Annotated in this window: 20 protein-coding genes and 1 tRNA gene; 7 read left to right on the forward strand and 14 right to left on the reverse strand. The window is 65.2% G+C overall.

The window, feature by feature from the left end:
• Window positions 1–36: 36 nt before the first annotated feature.
• From JSV08_03440 to JSV08_03450, 3 genes are read left to right on the forward strand one after another with little or no spacing between them, the layout of a single operon-like run.
• The gene (locus tag JSV08_03440) at window positions 37–987 is read left to right on the forward strand and encodes a hypothetical protein (protein UCF81476.1); all 951 of its coding nucleotides are present in this window, start codon (window positions 37–39) and stop codon (window positions 985–987) included.
• Window positions 984–1,991: a VWA domain-containing protein gene (locus tag JSV08_03445; GenBank protein UCF81477.1), complete on the forward strand. Its 1,008-nt coding sequence runs from the start codon at window positions 984–986 to the stop codon at window positions 1,989–1,991. Before JSV08_03440 ends, JSV08_03445 begins: the two co-directional genes overlap by 4 nt.
• A 16-nt stretch (window positions 1,992–2,007) precedes the next feature.
• Window positions 2,008–3,024, forward strand: coding sequence for a VWA domain-containing protein (locus tag JSV08_03450; GenBank protein ID UCF81478.1), 1,017 nt, complete (start codon window positions 2,008–2,010; stop codon window positions 3,022–3,024).
• A 4-nt stretch (window positions 3,025–3,028) separates the two neighbouring features.
• On the opposite strand, the gene JSV08_03455 is transcribed toward JSV08_03450, so the two are convergent.
• From JSV08_03455 to queD, 3 genes are all read right to left on the reverse strand, one after another.
• On the reverse strand, window positions 3,029–3,886 hold the full coding sequence (locus tag JSV08_03455) for a UbiA family prenyltransferase (GenBank protein ID UCF81479.1): 858 nt from the start codon (window positions 3,884–3,886) through the stop codon (window positions 3,029–3,031).
• Between the two features lie 34 nt (window positions 3,887–3,920).
• Window positions 3,921–3,992, reverse strand: a tRNA-Val gene (locus JSV08_03460).
• Window positions 3,983–4,372, reverse strand: coding sequence for a 6-carboxytetrahydropterin synthase QueD (gene queD, locus JSV08_03465; GenBank protein UCF81480.1), 390 nt, complete (start codon window positions 4,370–4,372; stop codon window positions 3,983–3,985). Before queD ends, JSV08_03460 begins: the two co-directional genes overlap by 10 nt.
• 103 nt (window positions 4,373–4,475) lie before the next feature.
• Here queD and JSV08_03470 point away from each other — a divergent pair, with 103 nt between their 5' ends.
• A complete protein-coding gene (locus JSV08_03470; protein UCF81481.1) occupies window positions 4,476–4,985 on the forward strand; it encodes an SET domain-containing protein in 510 nt (169 codons plus the stop codon).
• Window positions 4,986–5,030: 45 nt separating this feature from the next.
• On the opposite strand, the gene JSV08_03475 is transcribed toward JSV08_03470, so the two are convergent.
• The 6 genes from JSV08_03475 to JSV08_03500 all read right to left on the reverse strand — a co-directional run bounded on the left by JSV08_03475 (window position 5,031) and on the right by JSV08_03500 (window position 9,752).
• Entirely contained in the window at window positions 5,031–5,903 is an 873-nt protein-coding gene (locus JSV08_03475; protein UCF81482.1) for a hypothetical protein, read from the reverse strand.
• A 122-nt stretch (window positions 5,904–6,025) separates the two neighbouring features.
• Window positions 6,026–6,733, reverse strand: coding sequence for an SDR family oxidoreductase (locus JSV08_03480; GenBank protein ID UCF81483.1), 708 nt, complete (start codon window positions 6,731–6,733; stop codon window positions 6,026–6,028).
• Between the two features lie 49 nt (window positions 6,734–6,782).
• Window positions 6,783–7,493, reverse strand: coding sequence for an SDR family oxidoreductase (locus JSV08_03485; protein UCF81484.1), 711 nt, complete (start codon window positions 7,491–7,493; stop codon window positions 6,783–6,785).
• Window positions 7,494–7,542: 49 nt separating this feature from the next.
• On the reverse strand, window positions 7,543–8,256 hold the full coding sequence (locus JSV08_03490; protein ID UCF81485.1) for an SDR family oxidoreductase: 714 nt from the start codon (window positions 8,254–8,256) through the stop codon (window positions 7,543–7,545).
• Between the two features lie 22 nt (window positions 8,257–8,278).
• Window positions 8,279–8,989 carry an SDR family oxidoreductase gene (locus JSV08_03495; GenBank protein ID UCF81486.1) on the reverse strand — a complete coding sequence of 237 codons (711 nt, stop codon included), beginning with the start codon at window positions 8,987–8,989 and terminating at the stop codon, window positions 8,279–8,281.
• A 49-nt stretch (window positions 8,990–9,038) separates the two neighbouring features.
• The gene (locus JSV08_03500) at window positions 9,039–9,752 is read right to left on the reverse strand and encodes an SDR family oxidoreductase (GenBank protein ID UCF81487.1); all 714 of its coding nucleotides are present in this window, start codon (window positions 9,750–9,752) and stop codon (window positions 9,039–9,041) included.
• 105 nt (window positions 9,753–9,857) lie between these two features.
• Between JSV08_03500 and JSV08_03505 the strand changes: the two genes are divergently transcribed.
• Window positions 9,858–11,303: an RtcB family protein gene (locus JSV08_03505; GenBank protein ID UCF81488.1), complete on the forward strand. Its 1,446-nt coding sequence runs from the start codon at window positions 9,858–9,860 to the stop codon at window positions 11,301–11,303.
• A 24-nt stretch (window positions 11,304–11,327) separates the two neighbouring features.
• Here the strand turns inward: JSV08_03505 and JSV08_03510 are convergent, their stop codons facing one another.
• A complete protein-coding gene (locus JSV08_03510; GenBank protein ID UCF81489.1) occupies window positions 11,328–12,506 on the reverse strand; it encodes a PQQ-binding-like beta-propeller repeat protein in 1,179 nt (392 codons plus the stop codon).
• A 260-nt stretch (window positions 12,507–12,766) separates the two neighbouring features.
• Between JSV08_03510 and JSV08_03515 the strand changes: the two genes are divergently transcribed.
• The gene (locus JSV08_03515; GenBank protein UCF81490.1) at window positions 12,767–14,485 is read left to right on the forward strand and encodes an amidohydrolase; all 1,719 of its coding nucleotides are present in this window, start codon (window positions 12,767–12,769) and stop codon (window positions 14,483–14,485) included.
• Between the two features lie 75 nt (window positions 14,486–14,560).
• Window positions 14,561–15,613 carry a transglutaminase domain-containing protein gene (locus JSV08_03520; GenBank protein ID UCF81491.1) on the forward strand — a complete coding sequence of 351 codons (1,053 nt, stop codon included), beginning with the start codon at window positions 14,561–14,563 and terminating at the stop codon, window positions 15,611–15,613.
• 102 nt (window positions 15,614–15,715) lie between these two features.
• On the opposite strand, the gene glmS is transcribed toward JSV08_03520, so the two are convergent.
• The 4 genes from glmS to JSV08_03540 form a co-directional block, all read right to left on the reverse strand.
• Entirely contained in the window at window positions 15,716–17,563 is a 1,848-nt protein-coding gene (glmS, locus tag JSV08_03525) for a glutamine--fructose-6-phosphate transaminase (isomerizing) (protein ID UCF81492.1), read from the reverse strand.
• Window positions 17,564–17,569: 6 nt separating this feature from the next.
• Window positions 17,570–18,994: a bifunctional UDP-N-acetylglucosamine diphosphorylase/glucosamine-1-phosphate N-acetyltransferase GlmU gene (gene glmU, locus JSV08_03530; protein UCF81493.1), complete on the reverse strand. Its 1,425-nt coding sequence runs from the start codon at window positions 18,992–18,994 to the stop codon at window positions 17,570–17,572.
• Between the two features lie 18 nt (window positions 18,995–19,012).
• Window positions 19,013–19,771, reverse strand: coding sequence for a hypothetical protein (locus JSV08_03535; protein ID UCF81494.1), 759 nt, complete (start codon window positions 19,769–19,771; stop codon window positions 19,013–19,015).
• Window positions 19,772–19,966: 195 nt separating this feature from the next.
• Window positions 19,967–20,518: a hypothetical protein gene (locus JSV08_03540; protein UCF81495.1), complete on the reverse strand. Its 552-nt coding sequence runs from the start codon at window positions 20,516–20,518 to the stop codon at window positions 19,967–19,969.
• Between the last annotated feature and the right edge of the window lie 4 nt (window positions 20,519–20,522).

Genomic DNA, 20,522 nt, shown 5'->3' on the forward strand with positions numbered 1-20,522 from the left:
CGGTCATTGGTAGTTGGTTATTGGTCATTCTTTTTTATGGCTGCGGCGTCCGCGCTCGCGCAGCCTGCGGCGCCCGCGCAGCCCGCGCCGGTCATCCTGAGCACGAGCGTCGAGCCGACCACGGCGCGCGTGGGCGACGTCGTCACGCTCACGGTGCGCATCGTGCACCCGCCGGAGGCGGAAATCCTCGCGCCGGCCATGACCACGGCGGCGTGGGACCTGCGCGACGTTTCTCTCACGCCGGTCGAGCCGGGCATTACGCAGGTCGACATGGAACTCGCGCCGTTCGCGCTCGGAGAAGAAGTGTTCTTTCCGCCTTTCGAGTTTCACGCCCAGACTGAGGACGGGGTCGAGAGCGTTTCGCTCGAGCCCCTATCCATCGCGGTCGAGTCCGTGCTCGAAGAGGGGGAGACGGAGCTGGCAGACCTGAAGCCTCCCATGAAGCTGGCCTTCGAGCTGCCGTGGGGCGCGTGGGCCGCTCTTGCCGCGGCGGCCGTGCTCCTCGGGCTTTTGCTCTGGTACCTCGTGCGAAGGTCGAGGCGCGGCTACGACGCCGCACGGGAAGAGCCGCGCGAGCCGCCCTACGAGGAAGCCGTCCACGCGCTGGAGCGTCTGGAGCGGGAGCAGCTCCTCGAGCACGGCCAGCTCAAAACCTATTACGACCGATTGTCCTTTATCCTGCGGCGCTACCTGGAGCGCCAGTTCGAGGTGCCGATCCTGGAGCGCACGACGCAGGAGACGCACCAGCTCCTTAGATTCCATGTCTCGCTCCGCGACTACGCCAGCGAGGTCCACGACGTGCTGACGAGGGCCGACATGGTCAAGTTCGCGAAGGGCACGGCCTCTCTTCAGGAGGGGGAAAAGATTCTGCACCACGTCCGCGACGTCATCGAGCGCAGCCGCCCCCTGCCCCAGGTTTCGGAAATGGCCGCCTTGCAGCCCACCCCCCGAGTGGAAAACCGGGGGTCGGGGCGGGGAGAGCCATGATGGAGCGCGAATTCTTCCAATTCGCGCACCCTGCATGGCTCCTGCTTCTCGCGCCGCTCGTGTACCTGGCATGGCGCGAGGCACTCGCGTGGCGCAAGGGACGCGACGCCGTCCTTCATTCGCACACGGGGGCGTTCGTTCGGTTTCCCCGGGGCGCCCGGGCGCGCCTGGCCTTCGTGGTTCCGGTGTTGCGGTACGCGGCGCTCGCCCTGCTCGTCGTGGCTCTCGCCCGGCCGCAGTTCGGCACCGAGTTCGAAAAAATCACGTCCGAGGGCGTGGACATCGTGCTCGTTCTCGACGTGTCCGGCTCGATGCTCGCCGAGGATTTCCGCCCCCGCAACCGGCTTCAGGTCGCGAAGGACGTGGCGCGCGATTTCGTGAGCAAGCGCCCCCAGGACCGCATCGGCGTCGTCGCGTTCGCCGGCCAGAGCGTGCCGCGCTGCCCGCCCACCCTGGACCACTCGATGCTCGACGGCGTGCTCGCGGGCCTCGAGGTGGGGGAACTGGATGACGGGACGGCCATCGGCATGGGCATCGCGACGGCGCTCGAGCGCCTGCGCCATTCCGAATCGAAAAGCCGCATGGTCATCCTCCTCACCGACGGCGTCAACAACCGCGGCCGCATCGACCCCCTCACTGCGGCGGAACTCGCGCGCCCCCTGAAGGTCAAAATCTATACCATCGGCGTGGGCTCGCGCGGTGACGTGCCCTACCCCTTCGAGCACCCCATATTCGGCAAGCAGTACCGGAACGTGCGCATCGAGCTCGACGAAGCCACCCTCGGGGCCATCGCCGAGCGCACCGGCGGCCAGTACTTCCTCGCCACCGACCCGGGCGCCCTCGAAGAAATTTTTCAAACCATCGACCGCCTCGAAAAAACGCGCATCGAGAGCCGCGTCTACACGCGCTACCGCGAGCTTTATCAGAAATATCTTCGGACGGGGGCCGCGCTTCTGGCCGCGGGGATCGCCCTGGGGCTCACCGTGTTCCGAAAGACGCCCTGAATCGCACGAGACCACCATGCGCTGGATTCACGAAAGCATTCTCTGGCTTCTTCTCGCGGCGCCGCTGCTTCCGCTGGCCGTCTGGGTGAGCCGCCGCGCGGCACGCAAGCGCCTGCACCGCATGGGCGACGCCGCGCTCCTCGACGGCCTCGTGCGCGCCGCGCCGCGCAGGCGCGGCGTTCTGCGCCTGATGCTCCTCACCGCGGGCTTCGTCTTCGCCGTGCTCGCGCTCGCGCGCCCGCAGTGGGGCATCGCCTACGAGGAGGTGAACGTCGAGGGAGTCGACGTCGTGCTCGCCGTGGACGTCTCGACGAGCATGCTGGCCGAGGACCTGAAGCCGAACCGCATCACGCGCACCCAGGTGGCGCTGCAGGAGCTTTTGCGCACGCTCGAAGGCAACCGCATCGGGCTCGTCGCGTTCGCCGGCGACGCGCACATCCTGTGTCCGCTCACGCTCGACTACAGCGCCGTGGAGCTTTTCCTCGATCTGCTCAACCCGCTGGCGTTCTCGCCCCAGGGCACGCGCATCGGCGACGCCGTGCGCAAATCGTTCGACGCCTTCGGCGACCGCCCCGACACGTCGAAGGTGCTCATCCTTCTAACCGACGGCGAGGACCACGAGAGCGAGCCCGTGGATGCCGCCTCGGAGGCCGCCGAGCGCGGCATCATCCTTTACGCCGTGGGCATCGCCGCACCCCAGGGCGCGCCCATCCCTATCAAGGAGGAAGGCGCCCTGGAAGGCTACAAGAAGGACGACAAGGGAGAAATCGTCTTGAGCCGGCTCGACGAGGAAACCCTAAAGGAAATGGCCGCCGCCACGGGCGGCCTCTACCTGCCGGGAAGCGGACGCATCAACATGGAGCCGCTCCGCAAGGCGCTCGAGGGCCTCGCGCGCAGCCGCCTCGACTCGGAAATTCGCCAGCAACATAAGGAGCGCTACCAGTGGCCGCTCGGCATCGCCCTCGCGTGCTTCCTGGCCGAGACGGCGCTCGTCGGAGGGCGGCGAGAGCGGCGGGGCGGGGGCGGGCGCTGACCTTTTACCTCAGCACCACGTCTCCGAGCACGAACACGAAATACACTGTGCTCAGGAGGGCGTTCATGGTGAAGAAGGCGGTGGGGATTTTCGAGAGGTCGCCGGGCGTTACCATTACATGCTCGGCGAGAAGAAGAGCTCCGACGATCCCTACGCCCGCTCCGTACAGCCATCCAAGGGGAAGCCACCAGTAAAGGGAAAGCAGAAGCAGGAGAGTCAGCAAATGCAGGTAGGACGAAATACGGAGCGCACGTTTCATGCCCAGGCGGGCGGGAAGAGAATAGAGGCCGGTCTTCGTATCAAAGACGACGTCCTGACACGCGTATAGGATATCGAAGCCCGCCACCCACGCCGCCACCGCGAACGAGAGCATCACGGCCGGCCAATGGATTCGGCCCGTTTGAGCGATCCAGGCGCCCACGGGCGCGATGCCGAGAGCGGCACCCAGAACGAGGTGCGTCGCCCAGCTGAAGCGCTTGACGAACGAGTACCCCATTGTGACCACGAGCGCCACGGGCGAAAGCGCAAGGCACAGCGGACTGAGGCGATGGGCGGCGTAGACAAAGAGGGCCACGGCAAAAATTAAGAAAAACCATGCTTCCTGAAGGCTCACCTGCCCCTTGGGAAGCTCCCGGTCGCGGGTGCGGGGGTTGAGGGCGTCGAGGTCGCGGTCGGCGATGCGGTTGAACATCATGGCGGCGCTTCGCGCTCCGGCCATGGCCACGACGATCCAGAGAAAGCGCTCCCACAAGAAGCCGTAGCGCAGGGTTGCAAGCATGTACGAGGCCAGCGCAAACGGCAGGGCAAACGCCGTGTGCGAGAATCGTATCATGCGCGCGTAAGTCAAAAGGCGCCCAAGCATGGCCTTGTCCACGGAACTCGCAAGCCCCCAGGCGTGGGCGGTGCAGGATTCGAACCTACGACCCCCTGCGTGTAAGGCAGGTGCTCTACCGCTGAGCTAACCGCCCTCAGAGCAGGCCTTGTAGATCGCGCAGCAGCCGTCACTCTCCCACACCTTTACCTCGCTGACCCCGTAACGCTCGTCCTTGAGCCGCGCGTCCACTTCCTCGAAGATGTGGCGGGCGATGTTTTCGGCGGAGGGGTTCATGTCGTCGAACGGCGCCGTTTCGTTGAAGTAAATGTGGTCGAGGCGCCCGCAGACCTCCTCCATCACACGGCCCAGGTCCGCAAAATCAATCAGCATGCCCGCCTCGTCGAGGTGATTTCCCGAAACCGAGACCCGAACCCTCCAGTTGTGGCCGTGCAGCTTCTCGCACCTGCCCTTGTAGTTGCGGAGGTTATGGGCCGACGAGATGACCCGTTCTTTCCAAACGGTATACCTATGCATCGCGTTCTCCGCCGAAGGCCCCGACGCGTCGCGGACAAAGTTTTTCCATACGGCAGTATAGTCGATTCCCCTCCGCGATGTCGAGCCGGCGCATCTCCTTGACATGGCCAAGGAATTCGATGAAAATACCTGCATGAAAGGTTCGTCTCACGGTTTAAGACAGGAAAAGCAAATCCTGCATACGACGACGGAAGCTCTGGAGGTGCGTACAAACCATAACGGGAAAGCTTTGTACGCTGGCCGCCGATTTCACAAAGGCGACTCCATTACCCGCCTCGGCGGCGAGCTTCTCAACAAGCCCTCAAAGACCACCATCCAGGTCGACGAGAACACGCATATTGACGGGTTTTGGGGAAACGCGAATCATTCCTGCGAGCCGAACACGTACATCAACTTTGAGGATTTTACCATCAGGGCGTTGAAAGAAATTAATGCCGGGGAGGAGCTGAGCTGGAACTATTGCTCGACCGACTGGGATTTCGCCTCACCCTTCAAGTGCAGGTGCGGCTCGAAGAAATGTCTCGGAGACATCAAGGGATTTAAGTATTTGTCTTCGGAGCAAAAAGAGGAGTTGAGGCCGTACTTGTCTATGTTCTTGTCAAAGAAAATTTAGACGTGCGGCCGCACGTCGTCCCGGAATCCCTTTTTCTCCCCGCCTTTATTCCTCGACTCTCGTGAGGACGCTGAAGATGATGCCGTTGATGCTGGCAGGCGAGCGTTCGCACCCGGGGTTTTCGTGTCGGCATTCGGCAAGCGTATAGCCGCGGCCGCAGGTGCAGGGGCGTTCGTTCGCCCACTTGATGACGAGGGTGCGCTGCTCGTCGCTCAGGCGCGAGAGGTCCACGCCGGGAAGCGTGTCGTACGTCTTAACCTCCACTTCGCTCACGCGGAGCGGGGTCGCGCCCAGAAGCTCGCTTCCAGTAATTTCCCGATAGGTGCGCACCAGAATGAGCGGCGACGCCTTGCACCACGGATCGGTGGCCAGGCAGTGGAGGAGTCCGTAACTGCAGGCGCAATACATGTTTTTAAGGCGTTCCAGGAGCTTGTCGGCTTGCTCCTTCGGAAGCTGCTCCAAGTCCACGCCCACGATGGGGCCTTTGTCGAGCGAACGGTCAATCTTCACATCAAGATAAGGCTCACCGGTGACGCGCTCGATGATAGCCTCGGCCATCTGCCGCACCCGCAGACAGCTCCGGTCGTTGACAAGGCAGCGGGCCACGGTCATGTTGCAGCCGCAGTCGCAGTCGACGCGAAACGCCTCCGAGACGATTTCTGTCCGCTCCTTATTGGAATACAGCGTCAGGTCGTAGCCAACGAGGTAATTCTGCGGAGGCTCCATGCCTTTGTCTGGGGGCGCTGCGTACCTGCTGTGCAGCTTCGGCTCATGGACATGGCCGGTATGCCGATGCCGCGCGTGCTGCGCGACGGCGGCCCCGCCGCTCAAGAGAAAGATCAGGGCGGCGCCCAAAATCCAGACGGACGTGTGCTTCACGGAAAGCGGCGTTTGGCTGCAATGTCTATACGGCGTCATTGTTTTCCTATGATAGCACATCGTTTTTACTATAACGCCTTTCCCGAGTCCCGCGTTCCCTCTTTTTTTTCAAAGGTAAGGGCAACGTTGCGGGATCGAGAGCCGGCTCTCCGACAACCGGCCTACTGCCCCAGGCGCCCCAGCACGACCTCCTTCACCACGGAGACCGGCGAGAGATCGAGGAGCCAGAGGACGGTCTTAGTAATATCCTCGGGCTGGAGCATCTCCTCGTCGGGCACATCCGGATCACCGCTCGTCATGGGGGTCGCCACGTAGGGTGGGCAGATGGAGCAAGCGCGGACGTTGTGCGGGCGCCCTTCCTCTATCAGGCTCTCGGTGAAGCCCACCATGCCGAACTTCGCGGCGCAGTAGGCGCTCGATTCGGCCATGCCCCGCTTGCCCGAATAGGAGGCGATGTTGACGATGTATCCGTCGCGCTGCTTTTTCATCTCCGCGAGCACGGCGCGCGTCATGAGAAAGGTGCCGCGCAGGTCGATGGCGAGCATCTCGTCGAAGTCCTTGGGCGCGATGTCCTCGATGAGGTCGTCCGAGCCGATGACGCCCGCGTTGTTCACGAGGATGTAAGGCGGGCCGAGGCGCTTGCGAGCGGCGCCGACGAACGCCTCGACCTGGCGCTCGTCCGAGACGTCCGTCGGCTGCGCCAGGATGTCGGTGCGCCCGGCGAGGCGCTTCTCGGCCGCGCGCAGCTCGCTCTCGGTGCGTGAGCAGATGGCCAGCTTCATCCCTCGGTCGGCGAGTCCCTCGGCCACGGCGTAGCCGATGCCGCGGCTTCCTCCGGTTACGATGGCTGTTTTGCCTTTTAGGTCCATACGTTCTCCTGTCGGTTCATGTGAAAGAAGGGTGGAACATTATTCACGCCTAGTCTGCCTCCCCCAGACGCCACAGCACGACCTCCTTCACCACGGAGACCGGCGAGAGGTCGAGGAGCCAGAGGACGGTCTTCGCGAGGTCCTCGGGCTGGAGCATCTCCTCCGCGGGTATCGGCTCGTCGGTCGTCATGGGCGTCGCCACGTAGTCGGGACAGATGGAGCAGGCGCGGACGTTGTGCGAGCGCGCCTCCTCGATCAGGCTCTCGGTGAAGCCTATCATGGCGAACTTCGAGGCGCAGTAGGCGCTCGATTCTTCCTCGCCCTCCTTGCCCGAGGTGGAGGAGATGTTGAAGATGTAGCCGTCGCGCTGCTTCTTCATCTCCGCGAGGACGGCGCGCGTCATGAGAAAGGTGCCGCGCAGGTTGACGGCGAGCGTCTCGTCGAATTCCTTGGGCGCGGTGCCCTCGATGAGGGATAACGAGATGAAGATGCCCGCGTTGTTCACTAGGATGTAGGGCGGGCCGAGGCGCTCGCGCACGGCGGCGACGAACGCCTCGACCTGGCGCTCGTCCGAGACGTCCACCGCCTGCGCCAGGACGTCGGTGCGCCCGGCGAGGCGCTTCTCGGCGTCGCGCAGCTCGCTCTCGGTGCGCGAGCAGATGGCAAGCTTCATCCCGCGGTCGGCGAGCGCCTCGGCCACGGCGTAACCGATGCCGCGGCTCCCGCCGGTTATGATGGCTGTTTTACCTTTAAGGTCCATACGTTCTCCTGTCGATTCATGCGAACGAAGGGTGGAGCATTATTCATGCCTAGTCTACCTCCACCAGGTGATCCAGCACGACCTCCTTCACCACGGAGACCGGCGAGAGGTCGAGGAGCCAGAGGACGGTCTTCGCGATATCCTCGGGCCGGAGCATTTCCTCGTCGGGCACCTCCGGATCGCCCTGCGACATGAGTGTATCCACGTAGTTGGGACAGATGGAGCAGGCGCGGACGTTGTGTGAGCGCGCCTCCTCGATGAGGCTCTCGGTGAAGCCCACCATGCCGAACTTCGAGGCGCTGTAGGCGCTCAATTTGGGATCGCCCTCCTTGCCCGAGACGGATGAGACGTTGACGATGTAGCCGTCGCGTTGCTTCTTCATCTCCGCGAGCACGGCGCGCGTCATGAGAAAGGCGCCGCGCAGGTTGATGGCGAGCACCTCGTCGAAGCCCTTGGGCGCGATGTCCTCAACGAGGACATACGGGCCGATGACGCCCGCGTTGTTCACGAGGATGTAAGGCGGGCCGAAGCGCTTGCGCACGGCGCCGACGAACGCCTCGACCTGGCGCTCGTCCGAGACGTCCACCGGCTGCGCAAGAACTTCCGTCTGCCCGGCGAGGCGCTTCTCGGCCGCGCGCAGCTCGCTCTCGGTGCGTGAGCAGACGGCCAGCTTCATCCCACGGGCGGCGAGCGCCTCGGCCACGGCGTAGCCGATGCCGCGGCTCCCTCCGGTTATTATGGCCGTTTTGCCTTGAATGTCCATAAGTTCTCCTGTCGATTCTTGATTACTCTTCCTCCCCCATGCGATCCAGAACGACGTCCTTCACCACGGAGACCGGCGAGAGGTCGAGAAGCCAGAGGACGGTTTTCGCGATGTCCTCGGGCTGGAGCATCTCTTCCTTAGGTATGGGCTCGTCGCGCGTCATGGGGGTCGCCACGCATTCGGGGCAGATGGAGCAGGCGCGGACGTTGTGCGAACGCGCCTCCTCTATCAGGCTCTCGGTGAAGCCCACTACGCCGAACTTCGAGGCGCAGTAGGCGCTCATGTCGGCACCGCCCTCCTTGCCCGCGATGGAGGCGATGTTGATGATGTAGCCGTTGCGCCGCTTCTTCATCTCCGGGAGCACGGCGCGCGTCACGAGAAAGGTGCCGCGCAGGTTGGTGGCAAGAATCTCGTCGAATTCCTTGGGCGTGGTGTCCTCAACGATGGCATACGAGCCGGAGATGCCCGCGTTGTTCACGAGGATGTCAGGCGTGCCGAACCGTTTGCGCACGGCGCCGACGAAAGCCCTGACCTGGCGCTCGTCCGAGACGTCCGCCAATTGCGCCAGGACGTCGGTGCGCCCGGCGAGGCGCTTCTCGGCCGCGCGCAGCTCTCTCTCGATGCGATCGCAGAAGGCTAATTTCACCCCGCGGTCGGCGAGCGCCTCGGCCACGGCGTAGCCGATGCCGCGGCTCGCGCCGGTTACGATGGCTGTTTTGCCTTGAATGTCCATAAGTTCTCCTGTCGGTTCATGCGAAAGAAGGGTGGAACATTATTCATTCTTAGTCTACCTGCACCAGGTGATCCAGCACGACCTCCTTCACCACGGAGACCGGCGAGAGGTCGAGGAGCCATAGGACGGTCTTCGCGATGTCCTCGGGCTGGAGCATATCTTTTTTGCGCATCAGCGGGTCGTCGTCCGCGGGGGCGGTCGCCACGTAGTTGGGACAGATGGAGCAGGCGCGGACGTTGTACGGACGCGCTTCCTCTATCAGGCTCTCGGTGAGGCCCCTCACGCCGAACTTCGCCGCGCTGTATGCGCTCTCTTCGGGTTCCCCGCCCACGTTGTAGGCGCCGGCGATGTTGACGATGTAGCCGTCGCGCCGTTTTTTCATCTCCGCGAGCACGGCGCGCGTCATGAGAAAGGTGCCGCGCAGGTCGACGGCGAGCATCTTGTCGAAGTCCTCGGTCGCGATGTCCTCGACGAGGGTCTCCAGAAGGGGGCCTCCCGCGTTGTTCACGAGGATGTGCGGCGGGCCGAAGCGCTTGTGCGCGGCGGCGACGAACGCCTCGATCTGGCGCTCGTCCGAGACGTCCGCCGGCTGCGCCAGGACTTCCGTTTTCTCGGCGAGGCGCTTCTCGGCCGCGCGAAGCTCGCTCTCGGTGCGGGAGCATATGGCCAGCCTCGCCCCCCGGTCGGCGAGCGCCTCGGCCACGGCGTAGCCGATGCCGCGGCTTCCGCCGGTCACGATGGCCGTGTTGTCTTGGAGATTCATGGAATTTCTTTCCTCCGTAGGGTAGAACGTCGTTTGCGCCGTGTCAACATTACGCCGCCGGCGAACGGGCCGCCCGCCGCCGTGGTATCATAATCGTACATAGCCATGCCGAATCTCAGCGTCGAAAGAATCGACGACTACCGCTGGCGCGTTCCGCGCGAGGGCCGGATGCGCACCGAGGGGCTCATCTTCGCCACCGAGGCGATGATGGCGGGCATTCGCGGCGACCCGTGCGTCGAGCAGGTGGCGAACGTCGCGTGCCTTCCGGGCATCGTCGGAAAGTCCATGGCCATGCCCGACATCCACTGGGGCTACGGCTTTCCCATCGGCGGCGTGGCCGCCTTCGACGCGGACGCGGGCGGCGTGGTCTCCCCCGGCGGCGTGGGCTACGACATCAACTGCGGCGTCCGGCTGATTCGCACGGACCTCAGGCGCGAGGGGATCGCGGATAAATTCGAAGACTTGATGAGCACCCTGTTCCGCTCCGTGCCCTCGGGCGTGGGCTCGCAGGGCCACGTGAAGGTGAAGGCGCGCGAGATGGACGAGCTCCTCGTGCAGGGCGCGCGCTGGGCGGTCGATAGGGGCTACGGCACGCGCGGCGACCTCGAGCGCATCGAGGAGGGCGGGCGGATGAAGGGCGCCGACCCCTCGCTCGTGAGCCCCCGCGCCAAGGAGCGCGGCAAGGGGCAGCTCGGCTCGCTCGGCTCGGGCAACCACTTCCTCGAGATCGACGTCGTCGAGGAAGTCTTCGACGAGGCGAAGGCCGCGAGGCTGGAATTATTCCAGGGGCAGGTCGTCGCCTTCGTGCACACGGGCTCGCGGGGCCTGGGGCACCAGACGTGCGAGGATTACCTCGACCTCATGGACGAGGCCGCCCGCAAGTACCGCATCGAGCTTCCCGACCGGCAGCTCTGCTGCGCGCCGCTTCATTCGCCCGAGGCGGAAAAATACCTGGGTGCGATGCGCTGCGCCGTGAACTTCGCGTTCGCGAACCGCCAGATGATCACGCACTGGGTGCGCGAGGCGTTCGAGCGCGTCCTCAAAAAATCGCCCGAGGAGATGGGCATGCGCCTGGTCTACGGCGTCGCGCACAACATCGCCAAGATGGAGGAGTACGAGGTGGGCGGAAAAAAGAAGATACTCTGCATCCACCGCAAGGGCGCGACGCGCGCCTTCCCGCCGGGAAATCTTCAAATCCCCGAGGCCTACCGCCCGGTCGGCCAGCCCGTCCTCATCCCCGGCGACATGGGGCGCTACTCCTTCGTCCTGACGGGGACGGAGGGAAGTTTCCGGGAGACGTGGGGAAGCACCTGCCACGGCGCGGGGCGCCGGATGAGCCGCAAGAAGGCGAGCCGGGCGGCGCGTGGGCGCAGGCTTTTCGAGGAGATGAGCGAGCTCGGCGTCACCGTCAAGGCCGCCAGCGTCCGCACCGTCGCGGAGGAGATGCCCGAATCCTACAAGGACGTGGCGGACGTCGTGGACGCCGTCGCCGGCGCGGGGCTCTCCGTCAAGGTTGCGAAGCTGCGCCCCATCGGGGTTGTGAAGGGGTAGCGGGGTTCGAGGCGCCGGGCGGGCCTACTGAGCTTGATCGGCCACGGCGTAGAAATAGCCGCTCATGTCGCCGAAGTATAGCGTCTCGTCGTAAACCGCGAGCGTCGATTGAACGGCGTTGCGGGCCGTGAAGCGGGCGACCTCTTCGCCCGTCTCGGCGTCCAGGGCGTGAACGTTGCCGTCCGACGAGCCGACGTAGAGAAGCGGCCCCGCGCGCACGAGGCCGCTTTCGACGTAGCCTTCCGCGTCGAACTTCCAGGCGAGCTCCCCCGTGAACTTGTCGAGCGCGTAGACGTAGCCGTCGCGCGAGCCGTAGTAGACGCGCGCGTCGTCCACCGCGGGAAAGGAGAACACGGCGTACTCCGCCGTGAACGTCCAGAGTTTCTCGCCGCCCTTTGCGTCGAAGGCGTAGATTCCGCCGTTCCCGGCGGCGGCGTAGACGCGCGCCTCGTCCACCGCGGGCGAGGACATGACGTGCGCCGGAAGTTCCGCTTGCCAGACGAGCTTCCTTTCCGTCACGTCGAGCGCCATCAGGAGGGTGTCTGTCCGCGCCATCGTGCCGAGGTAAAGCATGGAGTCGCGGATGGCCGGCGCGGCGGCGATGCCCTGTCCGGCCGAGTTGGAAAATTTCCATACCTCCTCTCCCGAGGAGGCGTCGATGACGTAGAGCTTTCCGTCCATGCAGGGTGCATAGACGAGCCCGTCCTTGACACGCGGCGAAGCGCTGAAGGCCATCTTGCCGGGGTGGTCGTGATGGGCGTCCTCCGAAAGAAACGTCCACCGAATCTCCCCGCTTTCGGCGTCGAGCGCAAAGAGGTGGCCATGCTGGGCGGCGACGTAAAGCGTTCCCTCGTAGAGGGTGGGCATGCGGCGAATGACGGCGCCCGGGCCCAGGTCGTTGTTCCATACCAGGGTTCCGCTTGCGCGCTCGACGGCGACGAACTGGCTATGTTGGTTGCCGAAGAACACCCGCTCCTCCGTCACGACGGCGCCGCTCCAGATCGCGCCGCCGGTTTCGAGCTCCCACACGATGTGGGTCAGCTGCCGCGGGCCCGGGCCCGGCGACACGCCCGTTCCCGCAAGGTCGTACTGCTGCGTCAGCCATTCCCTGACAACGGGAGCGGGCGCCGGCGTGCCGCACCCCAGGCAGGAAAGGGCGAGACCCGCCGCGACACAAGCGAACGCAACGTTAAAATAGCGCATGCCGCCCGCATGGTAGCACATGCGCCGCGGGCAACGCGACGCGGGCGGACCGTTTGCTTCCCCCCCCCGTCCGCCGCTATACTGGGGCGATGAAAATTTCCCCCTGCCCGGTTGCCCGATAGGAGAGTTTTTTTCCATGGCCCCGAAAAAGCCGAGCTTCGCCAAGGGTTTGTTTTTCAGAAAATTTCCCGCTGCGGGCCGAAGTCGCGCGCCGCACGCTTGAAGAAACGAACTATCCATGGCAGCTTGTTCCTTAAAAAATGTCTGATTTCGTTCCCCGTCAATCCCTAAAGATCGCAGCGGTTGCAGCACTCACCTTCCTGACGGCCTGTTCCTCGGAAGCGCCCGGCGGGCCGGCCGACTGGATCTTTACTGGAAAAGCCTACACGCTCGACGAGCGCGGTGCTCCCGTGGCGGAGGCGGTGGCCGTGGCGGGCGACCGCATCGTGGCCGTCGGAGCGCGCGACGAGGTCATGCGCCTCGGAGACGCCGGCACACGCCTCGTCGAACTCGGACCGGACGAAGCGCTTCTTCCGGGACTCATCGACGCGCACGGGCATCTTTTGAACCTGGGGTTGATGCTCTATACCGTGGATTTAAGCGACGCCGCGAGCTACGTCGAACTGGTTGCGCTCGTGGAAGAATACGAGGAGACGCTGCCTTCGGGTGCATGGGTGCTGGGGTACGGCTGGGACCAGAATCGATGGAAGGAAAAAACGTTTCCCACCCACGAGCTCTTGTCCGAGGCCGTGCCCGACCGCCCGGCGTGGCTCACGCGCGTGGACGGCCAAGCAGGGCTCGCCAATCGCAAGGCGATGGAGCTGGCGGGTCTCGACGACCGGGTGCCGCCCGACCCTCCGGGAGGGCGCATTGTGCGGGATCCCGAGACGGGCAGCCCAACGGGCGTATTCGTGGACACGGCCATGCGCTTTATCGGGCACATCATTCCGCCTCTTCGGGGAGGAGAGGTGGGGCAGCGCGTCCTGGACGCGGTGAAGGCCTGCGTCTCGCTCGGGCTCACGTCCGTTCACGAAGCCAGCGCGTCGCCCACCCTACTGGAGGTGCTCGAATATCTCGCCGAAAACGGCATGCTTCCCCTGCGCGTCTATGCGATGGTTGACGGGCGCGCCGGACTTCCGGAAGAAGGCCTCGCCCCGCCCCGCATCGGGCTCCACGACGGCTTCCTTACGGTGCGCACATTGAAGCTCTCGCTCGACGGGGCGCTCGGCTTAAGGAGCGCGGCGCTCCTGGCTCCCTACGCCGACGATCCCGAAAACAAAGGCCCTCTCCTCTCGTTGTCGCGGGAAGATTTCAAAGCCGCCTGCGAGCATGCGCTCGAGCGCGGCTACCAGGCGGCGGTCCATGCCATAGGCGACCGTGCGAACCGCGCGGCGCTCGAGGTGTATAGGGAGGTGCTCGCGTCGGCGGAAAACCCGAAAGAACTCCGCTGGCGTGTCGAGCATGCACAGGTGGCCGCCACGGAGGACATTCCACACTTCGCGCGCCTCGGCCTCCTGGTCTCGATGCAGCCTGTCCATGCGACCTCCCACATGCCGTGGGCCGTCGAGCGCCTCGGTGAAGCGCGCCTTGCGGGCGCCTACGCTTGGCGGAAATTTCTCGACGCGGGCTGCACGCTCGCTGCGGGCTCGGATTTTCCCGCCGAGCCTCCAAACCCTTTCTTCGGACTCTACGCCGCCATCACGCGGCAGGACCGGGAAGGAAATCCTCCGGGAGGCTGGCGGCCCGAGGAGCGCCTGACGCGCGAGGAGGCCTTCCGTGCGTTCACGCGCGCAGCCGCCTACGCCGCCTTCGAGGAAGACCTGAAGGGCGCGCTGCGCGAGGGGATGTTCGCCGACCTCATCGTAGTGGATCGCGACGTGATGGAAGTGCCGCCGCTCGCGCTCCGCGAGGCGCGCGTCCTTTTGACCATGACCGGCGGCAAGGTACGTTTCACCGTTAAACCTGAATGGAGGCCGTAGGATTTTATGGACACGATACATCACCCGTCTAGAAAACGAATACGAGAGCTTTTTGAAAAGGCTCTGGCGCTTGCCATGGTCTCCCTCGCCGCCGCCCTTGCCTTGGGCGAGGACGCGAAGCCCGTCGACCCCGGACAGGCGGAACGCGACTTCGCCTTCGTTTACGAGGCGGAGATCGCGGCGCAGCCCGAGGGCGCCGGCCCCGTCGACGTCTTCGTGCCTCTCGCCGCCTCCGACGACAGTCAGGACATTCTGCGCTACCTCGTCACGGCGAGCGTGCCCGGCAGGGAAAAGACCGAGGCTCGGTACGGTAACCGTTTCTGGCACGGTCACGTGGACCGCTCGGACGGCAGGCCCATTACCGTCCGGGTTAACTACGCGGTGCAGCGCCGCCGAGTTCAGAAACGCCTCCCCGAGGCGCCGGACAAAAGCGCCCTTGCGGCCTGGAAGCGGGAAAAACCCGCGCTCTTCCTCATTCCCAACCGGCGGGTGCCCGTCTCGGACCCGCTCCTGGACAAGGTGCGGGCCGAGCTTCCGAAAACCGGTCCTTCTCCGCTCGCGCGGGCGCGGGCGATTTACGACTACGTCGTCGACAACATGGAGTACAAAAAGGAAGGCGAGGGCTGGGGCCACGGCGACGCCCTGTGGGCATGCACGAAGCGCTACGGGAACTGCACCGACTTTCACGCCCTCTTCACCTCGCTCGCCCGCGCCGAAGGGATTCCCACCCGCTTCGAGATCGGCTTTCCCATTCCCGAAAACCAGGCCTCGGGGAAAATTTCCACCTACCACTGCTGGGTGCAGGTTTTCCTGCCCGGCGTGGGCTGGTTCCCGGTCGACGCCTCCGAGGCGTGGAAGCACAAGAAGCGCCGGACGCTCTATTTCGGCACCCAGCCGGCGGACCGCATCCTGTTTACGACGGGCAGGGACCTGGAGCTTGGAAAAGGGCACACGACCGGCCCCTTGAACTACTTCATCCACCCCCATGTCGAGGTGGCGGGCAAAAGGCTCGAGGAAGTGACGACCCGTCTCCACTATGCGGAACACCCGAAGCCGAAGCCGTTCGGGAAGCAACCCGGAACGGGGAATGTAGGAAAGAGGAGGAGGAGGGAGAGAAAAGCCCCTTAGCTTCGGCGCCCGCCGTCCGCACTTCGCAAAGGCGAGTGGCAGATGGCGGCTGAACCTTGGCCCTTTCTTAGGGGCAGGCCCGACGTAGGCGGGCGATTCCTCCTACTCCACCGTCACGCTCTTGGCCAGGTTGCGCGGCTGGTCCACGTCGCAGCCGAGGAGGCTGGCGATGTGGTAGGCGAAAAGCTGCAGGGGGAGCGCCTCGAGAACGGGGACGAGGAGCGGCGCGACGCGGGGAACCGAAAGGTGCGTGTCGGCCTTGCGCGCGGCCTCCGAGTCACCCTCGCACGTGAGCGCGATGACGTTGCCGCCGCGCGCCTTCACCTCCTCGATGTTCCCCATAATCTTCGCCCGCGTCGCGCCGCCGAAGACCAGCGCCACCACGGGCATCTGCTCGTCGATTAAGGCGATGGGGCCGTGCTTCATCTCGCCGCCGGGGTAGCCCTCCGCGTGGATGTAGGAAATCTCCTTGAGCTTGAGGGCGCCTTCGAGCGCGAGCGGGTAGTGGATGCCGCGCCCGAGGTAGAGGAAATTGCGGTACGTGTGGTGAGCGCGTGCGGCCTCCTCGAGCGCCGCCATGGCTTCCTGATTCGCGAGGTAATTCTCCATGGCGTGCGGCAGGCAGGCCAGGTCGGTCACGGCCTCTCTGGACTCGTCGACCGAAAGGACGCCGCGCGCCTGCCCCAGCCGGAGCGCCAGCAGGTGAAGCGCCGCGAGCTGCGAGGTGAAGGCCTTGGTGGAGGCGACGCCGATCTCGGGCCCCGCGTGCGTGTAGAGCACGCCGTGGGATTTTCTCGTTATCATGCTCCCGCGGACGTTGCAGATGGAGAGAACGGTCGAGCCCTTGGAGGACGATTCCTCCATCGCGGCCAGCGTGTCGGCCGTCTCGCCCGACTGGCTGACGGCGACGGTGAGCGTCCGCTCGTCCGCGATGGGGTCACGGTAGCGGTACTCGGAGCCGTAGTCCACCTCGCACGCAAGGCGCGCAAGGTGCTCCACGTAGCGCTTGCCGACGAGGCACGCGTGCCACGACGTGCCGCAGGCCACGAAGTGGACGCGCTCGAAGCGCCTCAGGGCGTCGTCGTCGAGGTTGATCTCTTCCAGGTGCACCGCGCCGGTTTCGAGGTTGATGCGCCCGAGGAGCGTCTCGCGCACGCCCGTGGGCTGCTCGTGAATCTCCTTGAGCATGAAGTGCTTGAAGCCGCCTTTCTCGGCCGAGACCGGGTCCCACGGAATCCGCGCCCGGACGGGCTCGCGGACCGTCCCGTCCCCGCCGACCACGCGCACGGAGTCGCGCCGCACCTCGGCCAGGTCGCCGTCCTCGAGGTACACGACGTCGCGCGTGTAGGGCAGAAGCGCCTGCACGTCGGAAGCGACGTAATTCTCTTCCTCGCCGAGGCCCACGATGAGCGGCGGCCCCTGCTTCAGGGCGACGACCAGGCCGGGCTCGCGCGTGGAGATGACCGTGATGGCGTAGAGGCCTTCCAGCTCAGAGGCGGCCTTGCGGACGGCCTCCGCGAGCGTCGCCGACGCGGGCAGGTGCTTTTCGATGAGGTGGGCGACGACCTCGGTGTCCGTCTCGGTGACGAAGGCGTGCTTTTCGCGGGAGAGGGCGTCCTTGAGCGCGGCGTAGTTCTCGATGATGCCGTTTTGTATGACGACCACCTCGCCCTTGCAGTCGCGGTGCGGGTGGGCGTTTTCCTCCGTGGGGCGCCCGTGCGTGGCCCAGCGGGTGTGGCCGAGCCCCACGAGGCCCCGAAGCGGCTCCTTCCGGACGACGGCTTCGAGGTCGTGAATCTTTCCGGCGTTCCGGCGGAGCGCCAGGGCGCCGTTCTGCTCGATGACGGCGAGGCCGGCCGAGTCGTAGCCCCGGTACTCGAGCCGCTTGAGGCTTTCAATCAGGAGCGGCACGGCGTCCCGCCCGCCGACGTAGCCTACGATGCCGCACATGTCAGTTCATTTCCTCTTGGCGCGCTTTCGCTTTCGTTTCTTGACCCATCCCGCCTTGTTCTCCTGCCGGCCGCGCGCGACGGCGAGCGCATGAGGGGGCACGTCCTCCGTGATGATCGAGCCGGCGGCGACGTAGGCCCCCCGGCCCACGCGCACGGGGGCGACGAACTGGGCGTCGCTTCCCACGAAAACGCCGTCGCCCAGGACCGTTTCGTGCTTGCGGACGCCGTCGTAGTTGCAGGTGATGGTGCCCGCGCCGATGTTCACCTTCTTCCCGATCCTGGCGTCGCCGAGGTACGCGAGGTGGTTCGCCTTGCTTCCTGCGCCCAGGCTCGCCTTCTTGGTCTCGACGAAGTTTCCCACCTTGGCGTTCGCTCCGATCGAGGTGCCGGGGCGAAGGCGCGCGAAGGGCCCGACGCTCGCGCCGCGCCCCACCGCGGCGCCCTCCGCGACGCTGTAGGGTTTTATCGAAACGTCGTCGGCGAGGACGCAATTCTCCACATGGGCGCCCGTCCCGATGCGGCAGCGCCTGCCGACGCGCGTTGAGCCGGAGAGGAAGACGTTGGGCTCAAGGACGGTGTCCGCGCCCACCTCGACCGAAGGGGCCACGTAGGCCGACGTCGGATCGAGCAGCGTCACGCCCTGCTCCATGAGGGCATGCACCTTCCGGCGCCGGAGCACCTCGTGCGCCACCGCGAGGTCCACGCGAGTGTTGACGCCCAGAACCTCCGTCCAGTCCGGCGTCTGTGCCACGTGGACCGTTCGCCGCTCCTTCAGGAGCCAGGAAACGGCGTCGGTCAGGTAATATTCCTTCTGCTTGTTTTCGCGCCGGAGGCGCGGCAGGCACTCAAGCAGCCCGGCCGACGAGAAACAATACGTGCCCCCGTTGACCTCCTGCAGGGCGCGCTCGTCGGGCGCGGCGTCGGCCTCCTCGACGATGCCGCGGAGCGAGCCGTCGCCGTTTCGCACAAGCCGCCCGTAGCCCGAGGGGTTTTCGAGGCGTGCCGAGAGAAGCGTGGACACCGCGCCCACGCGCTTGTGCTCTTCGAGCAGCATTCGAAGCGTCGACTCCCGAATGAGCGGGGAGTCGCCCGACAGGACGAGAACGCTCCGATAGCGCTTGAGCTGCGGCGCCGCCGCCATGACCGCATGGCCGGTGCCGAGCTGGTTTTTTTGCAGGACGGGAATAACCCCCTTGGGCAGGATCTCGCGGACGCGGCCGGCCTGGGCGCCCGTCACGACGAACACGTCGCCGAGGGGCCTCGCGAGGTCCAGGACGTAGGAAAGCACGGGCCGCCCGTGGAGGGGGTGCAGGACCTTGGGCAGCGCCGAGCGCATGCGTTTCCCCACGCCCGCGGCGAGCACGAGCACGGCCCGTTTCTTGGAGCCTTTGCCCTTGCGTGGGGAAGCGCGAGAGGGAGCGCGCGCCATGGCTGCAGGTGAAAGAAGCTAGGCCGTCTTGCGCTTCTTTTCGCTCTTGGGAGCCGACGCAAGCTCCCGGAACTCGGGACGGGAGACGTAGTCCATGAAGTCGAGGTCGTAGCGGAACTGGAACCGGTATTGTTCGTCTTCCTTGATGGCTTTCCGGAGGTGCTCAAGGCACGCGGCCTCGTTTTCGCGGCCGGCCTCGAGGCTCGCAAGCACGTAGCGCGCCTTGCCCCGCTCGCGGGCGTTGCCGGCCTTCGCAAGCGCCTTTTGGAGAATTTTTTCCGCCTCCCCGTGCCGGCGCTCATTGAACGCGAACAAGCCCGCTTCGTAGGCGTTGTCAAACGAGCGCAGCGTCTGAGGCTCCGGCTTCGCGGTGAGGCGTGAACAAACGGCCTCGTAGGTGCGGGCGCGGTCGGCAAGCTCGGGCTCGCTTTGCGCGTAAGTCTGCGCCACGAGCGCGAACGCTTTTTCCGCTTCCTTGTGCTTCTTCCTGCGCATGGCTTTGTGCGCGGCCTCGTAATCCTTGAGGGCCTTTTCGTATACGGCCGACTCCTTGGCGCGCTCGCGGGTCAGGCTCATTGCGGCGATTTCCCGGATGCGGCTCGGGAGTTCCCCGCGCCCCTCGATGCGGCGGCTCAGGCCAAGCTTCCGCAGAAGGGACTGCACCTCCTGCGTCGTTATGAGGTGCCCCTGCTTGCGAAGCGCGTCGGCGAGCTCTTTGTTCGTCAGGCCCTTGTAGTTCTTCTTGAGGAACGTTTCAACCTTCGTTGCTTTCTTCATATGTGCCCTTTTCGATGCCCGGTGTAGGTATGAGAATAATCGATGCCGCGGCGTAAATCAACGCCGGGGCGCTCCCGACCATTCCATGCCCCCCCCCGGGCTTTCCAAGATATTATTTGATTTCTTGCCGGAGAAGACTTCGTTATATACGTCTCATGTTTGGATAACCCCCCAAACAAGCCGTATATCGCGTCGTCACGGGCACGGGGGGGAGGTGTTCGGCCGCTCCGCTGGCGTGCTGTCCTCGCCCAACGTCCCTTCCTCCGCGAGCCGGTTCTCCGCCGTCACCAGATAGAAATACGTCTCCCCAGCCGGCGGCGCACTCGCCTCCGTCGCCGTGTTCGCGGGAACACGTTGCGTGCAGTCGCCGTAGTCTCCGGGCAGGTCCGTCAACAGGCCGCGGACAACCCTGTAGGCCCCGACGCTCTCTTCCGGGTCCCACGCGAGAGTCTGCTCGTCCGTGAAGAGCAGATTCAGAACCTCCCCGGGCGGCGGATAGGGCGGCACGAACCCCGCTTCCCCCTTGTAGTTCGTGCTCGAAAGCGTGCCCGCCTCCGCCACGGAGTCGCCGATGGCGTCGAGCGTGAGCTTGTAGCTCGCAGACTCGAGAACCACGCCTCCGTCGGGATTGCCGCCCTCGTTCATGGTGTGCTCTTTGAGTTTGTAGCTCGCGCTCTCCTGGGCGCCGACGAGACCGGCGACGCAAAGGAGCGCGAGAAGCGGTGCGATGTCTCTAAAATGTTTCATGGCG

Source organism: Acidobacteriota bacterium (assembly GCA_020349885.1).
Lineage (GTDB): Bacteria > Acidobacteriota.

Excerpts from the sequence above, each read along its gene's own strand:
- JSV08_03440 (UCF81476.1), top strand. The coding sequence starts at position 37 with ATGGCTGCGGCGTCCGCGCTCGCGCAGCCTGCGGCGCCCGCGCAGCCC.
- JSV08_03445 (UCF81477.1), top strand. The coding sequence starts at position 984 with ATGATGGAGCGCGAATTCTTCCAATTCGCGCACCCTGCATGGCTCCTG.
- JSV08_03450 (UCF81478.1), top strand. The coding sequence starts at position 2,008 with ATGCGCTGGATTCACGAAAGCATTCTCTGGCTTCTTCTCGCGGCGCCG.
- JSV08_03455 (UCF81479.1), bottom strand. The coding sequence starts at position 3,886 with ATGCTTGGGCGCCTTTTGACTTACGCGCGCATGATACGATTCTCGCAC.
- queD (UCF81480.1), bottom strand. The coding sequence starts at position 4,372 with ATGCATAGGTATACCGTTTGGAAAGAACGGGTCATCTCGTCGGCCCAT.
- JSV08_03470 (UCF81481.1), top strand. The coding sequence starts at position 4,476 with ATGGCCAAGGAATTCGATGAAAATACCTGCATGAAAGGTTCGTCTCAC.
- JSV08_03475 (UCF81482.1), bottom strand. The coding sequence starts at position 5,903 with ATGACGCCGTATAGACATTGCAGCCAAACGCCGCTTTCCGTGAAGCAC.
- JSV08_03480 (UCF81483.1), bottom strand. The coding sequence starts at position 6,733 with ATGGACCTAAAAGGCAAAACAGCCATCGTAACCGGAGGAAGCCGCGGC.
- JSV08_03485 (UCF81484.1), bottom strand. The coding sequence starts at position 7,493 with ATGGACCTTAAAGGTAAAACAGCCATCATAACCGGCGGGAGCCGCGGC.
- JSV08_03490 (UCF81485.1), bottom strand. The coding sequence starts at position 8,256 with ATGGACATTCAAGGCAAAACGGCCATAATAACCGGAGGGAGCCGCGGC.
- JSV08_03495 (UCF81486.1), bottom strand. The coding sequence starts at position 8,989 with ATGGACATTCAAGGCAAAACAGCCATCGTAACCGGCGCGAGCCGCGGC.
- JSV08_03500 (UCF81487.1), bottom strand. The coding sequence starts at position 9,752 with ATGAATCTCCAAGACAACACGGCCATCGTGACCGGCGGAAGCCGCGGC.
- JSV08_03505 (UCF81488.1), top strand. The coding sequence starts at position 9,858 with ATGCCGAATCTCAGCGTCGAAAGAATCGACGACTACCGCTGGCGCGTT.
- JSV08_03510 (UCF81489.1), bottom strand. The coding sequence starts at position 12,506 with ATGCGCTATTTTAACGTTGCGTTCGCTTGTGTCGCGGCGGGTCTCGCC.
- JSV08_03515 (UCF81490.1), top strand. The coding sequence starts at position 12,767 with ATGTCTGATTTCGTTCCCCGTCAATCCCTAAAGATCGCAGCGGTTGCA.
- JSV08_03520 (UCF81491.1), top strand. The coding sequence starts at position 14,561 with ATGGTCTCCCTCGCCGCCGCCCTTGCCTTGGGCGAGGACGCGAAGCCC.
- glmS (UCF81492.1), bottom strand. The coding sequence starts at position 17,563 with ATGTGCGGCATCGTAGGCTACGTCGGCGGGCGGGACGCCGTGCCGCTC.
- glmU (UCF81493.1), bottom strand. The coding sequence starts at position 18,994 with ATGGCGCGCGCTCCCTCTCGCGCTTCCCCACGCAAGGGCAAAGGCTCC.
- JSV08_03535 (UCF81494.1), bottom strand. The coding sequence starts at position 19,771 with ATGAAGAAAGCAACGAAGGTTGAAACGTTCCTCAAGAAGAACTACAAG.
- JSV08_03540 (UCF81495.1), bottom strand. The coding sequence starts at position 20,518 with ATGAAACATTTTAGAGACATCGCACCGCTTCTCGCGCTCCTTTGCGTC.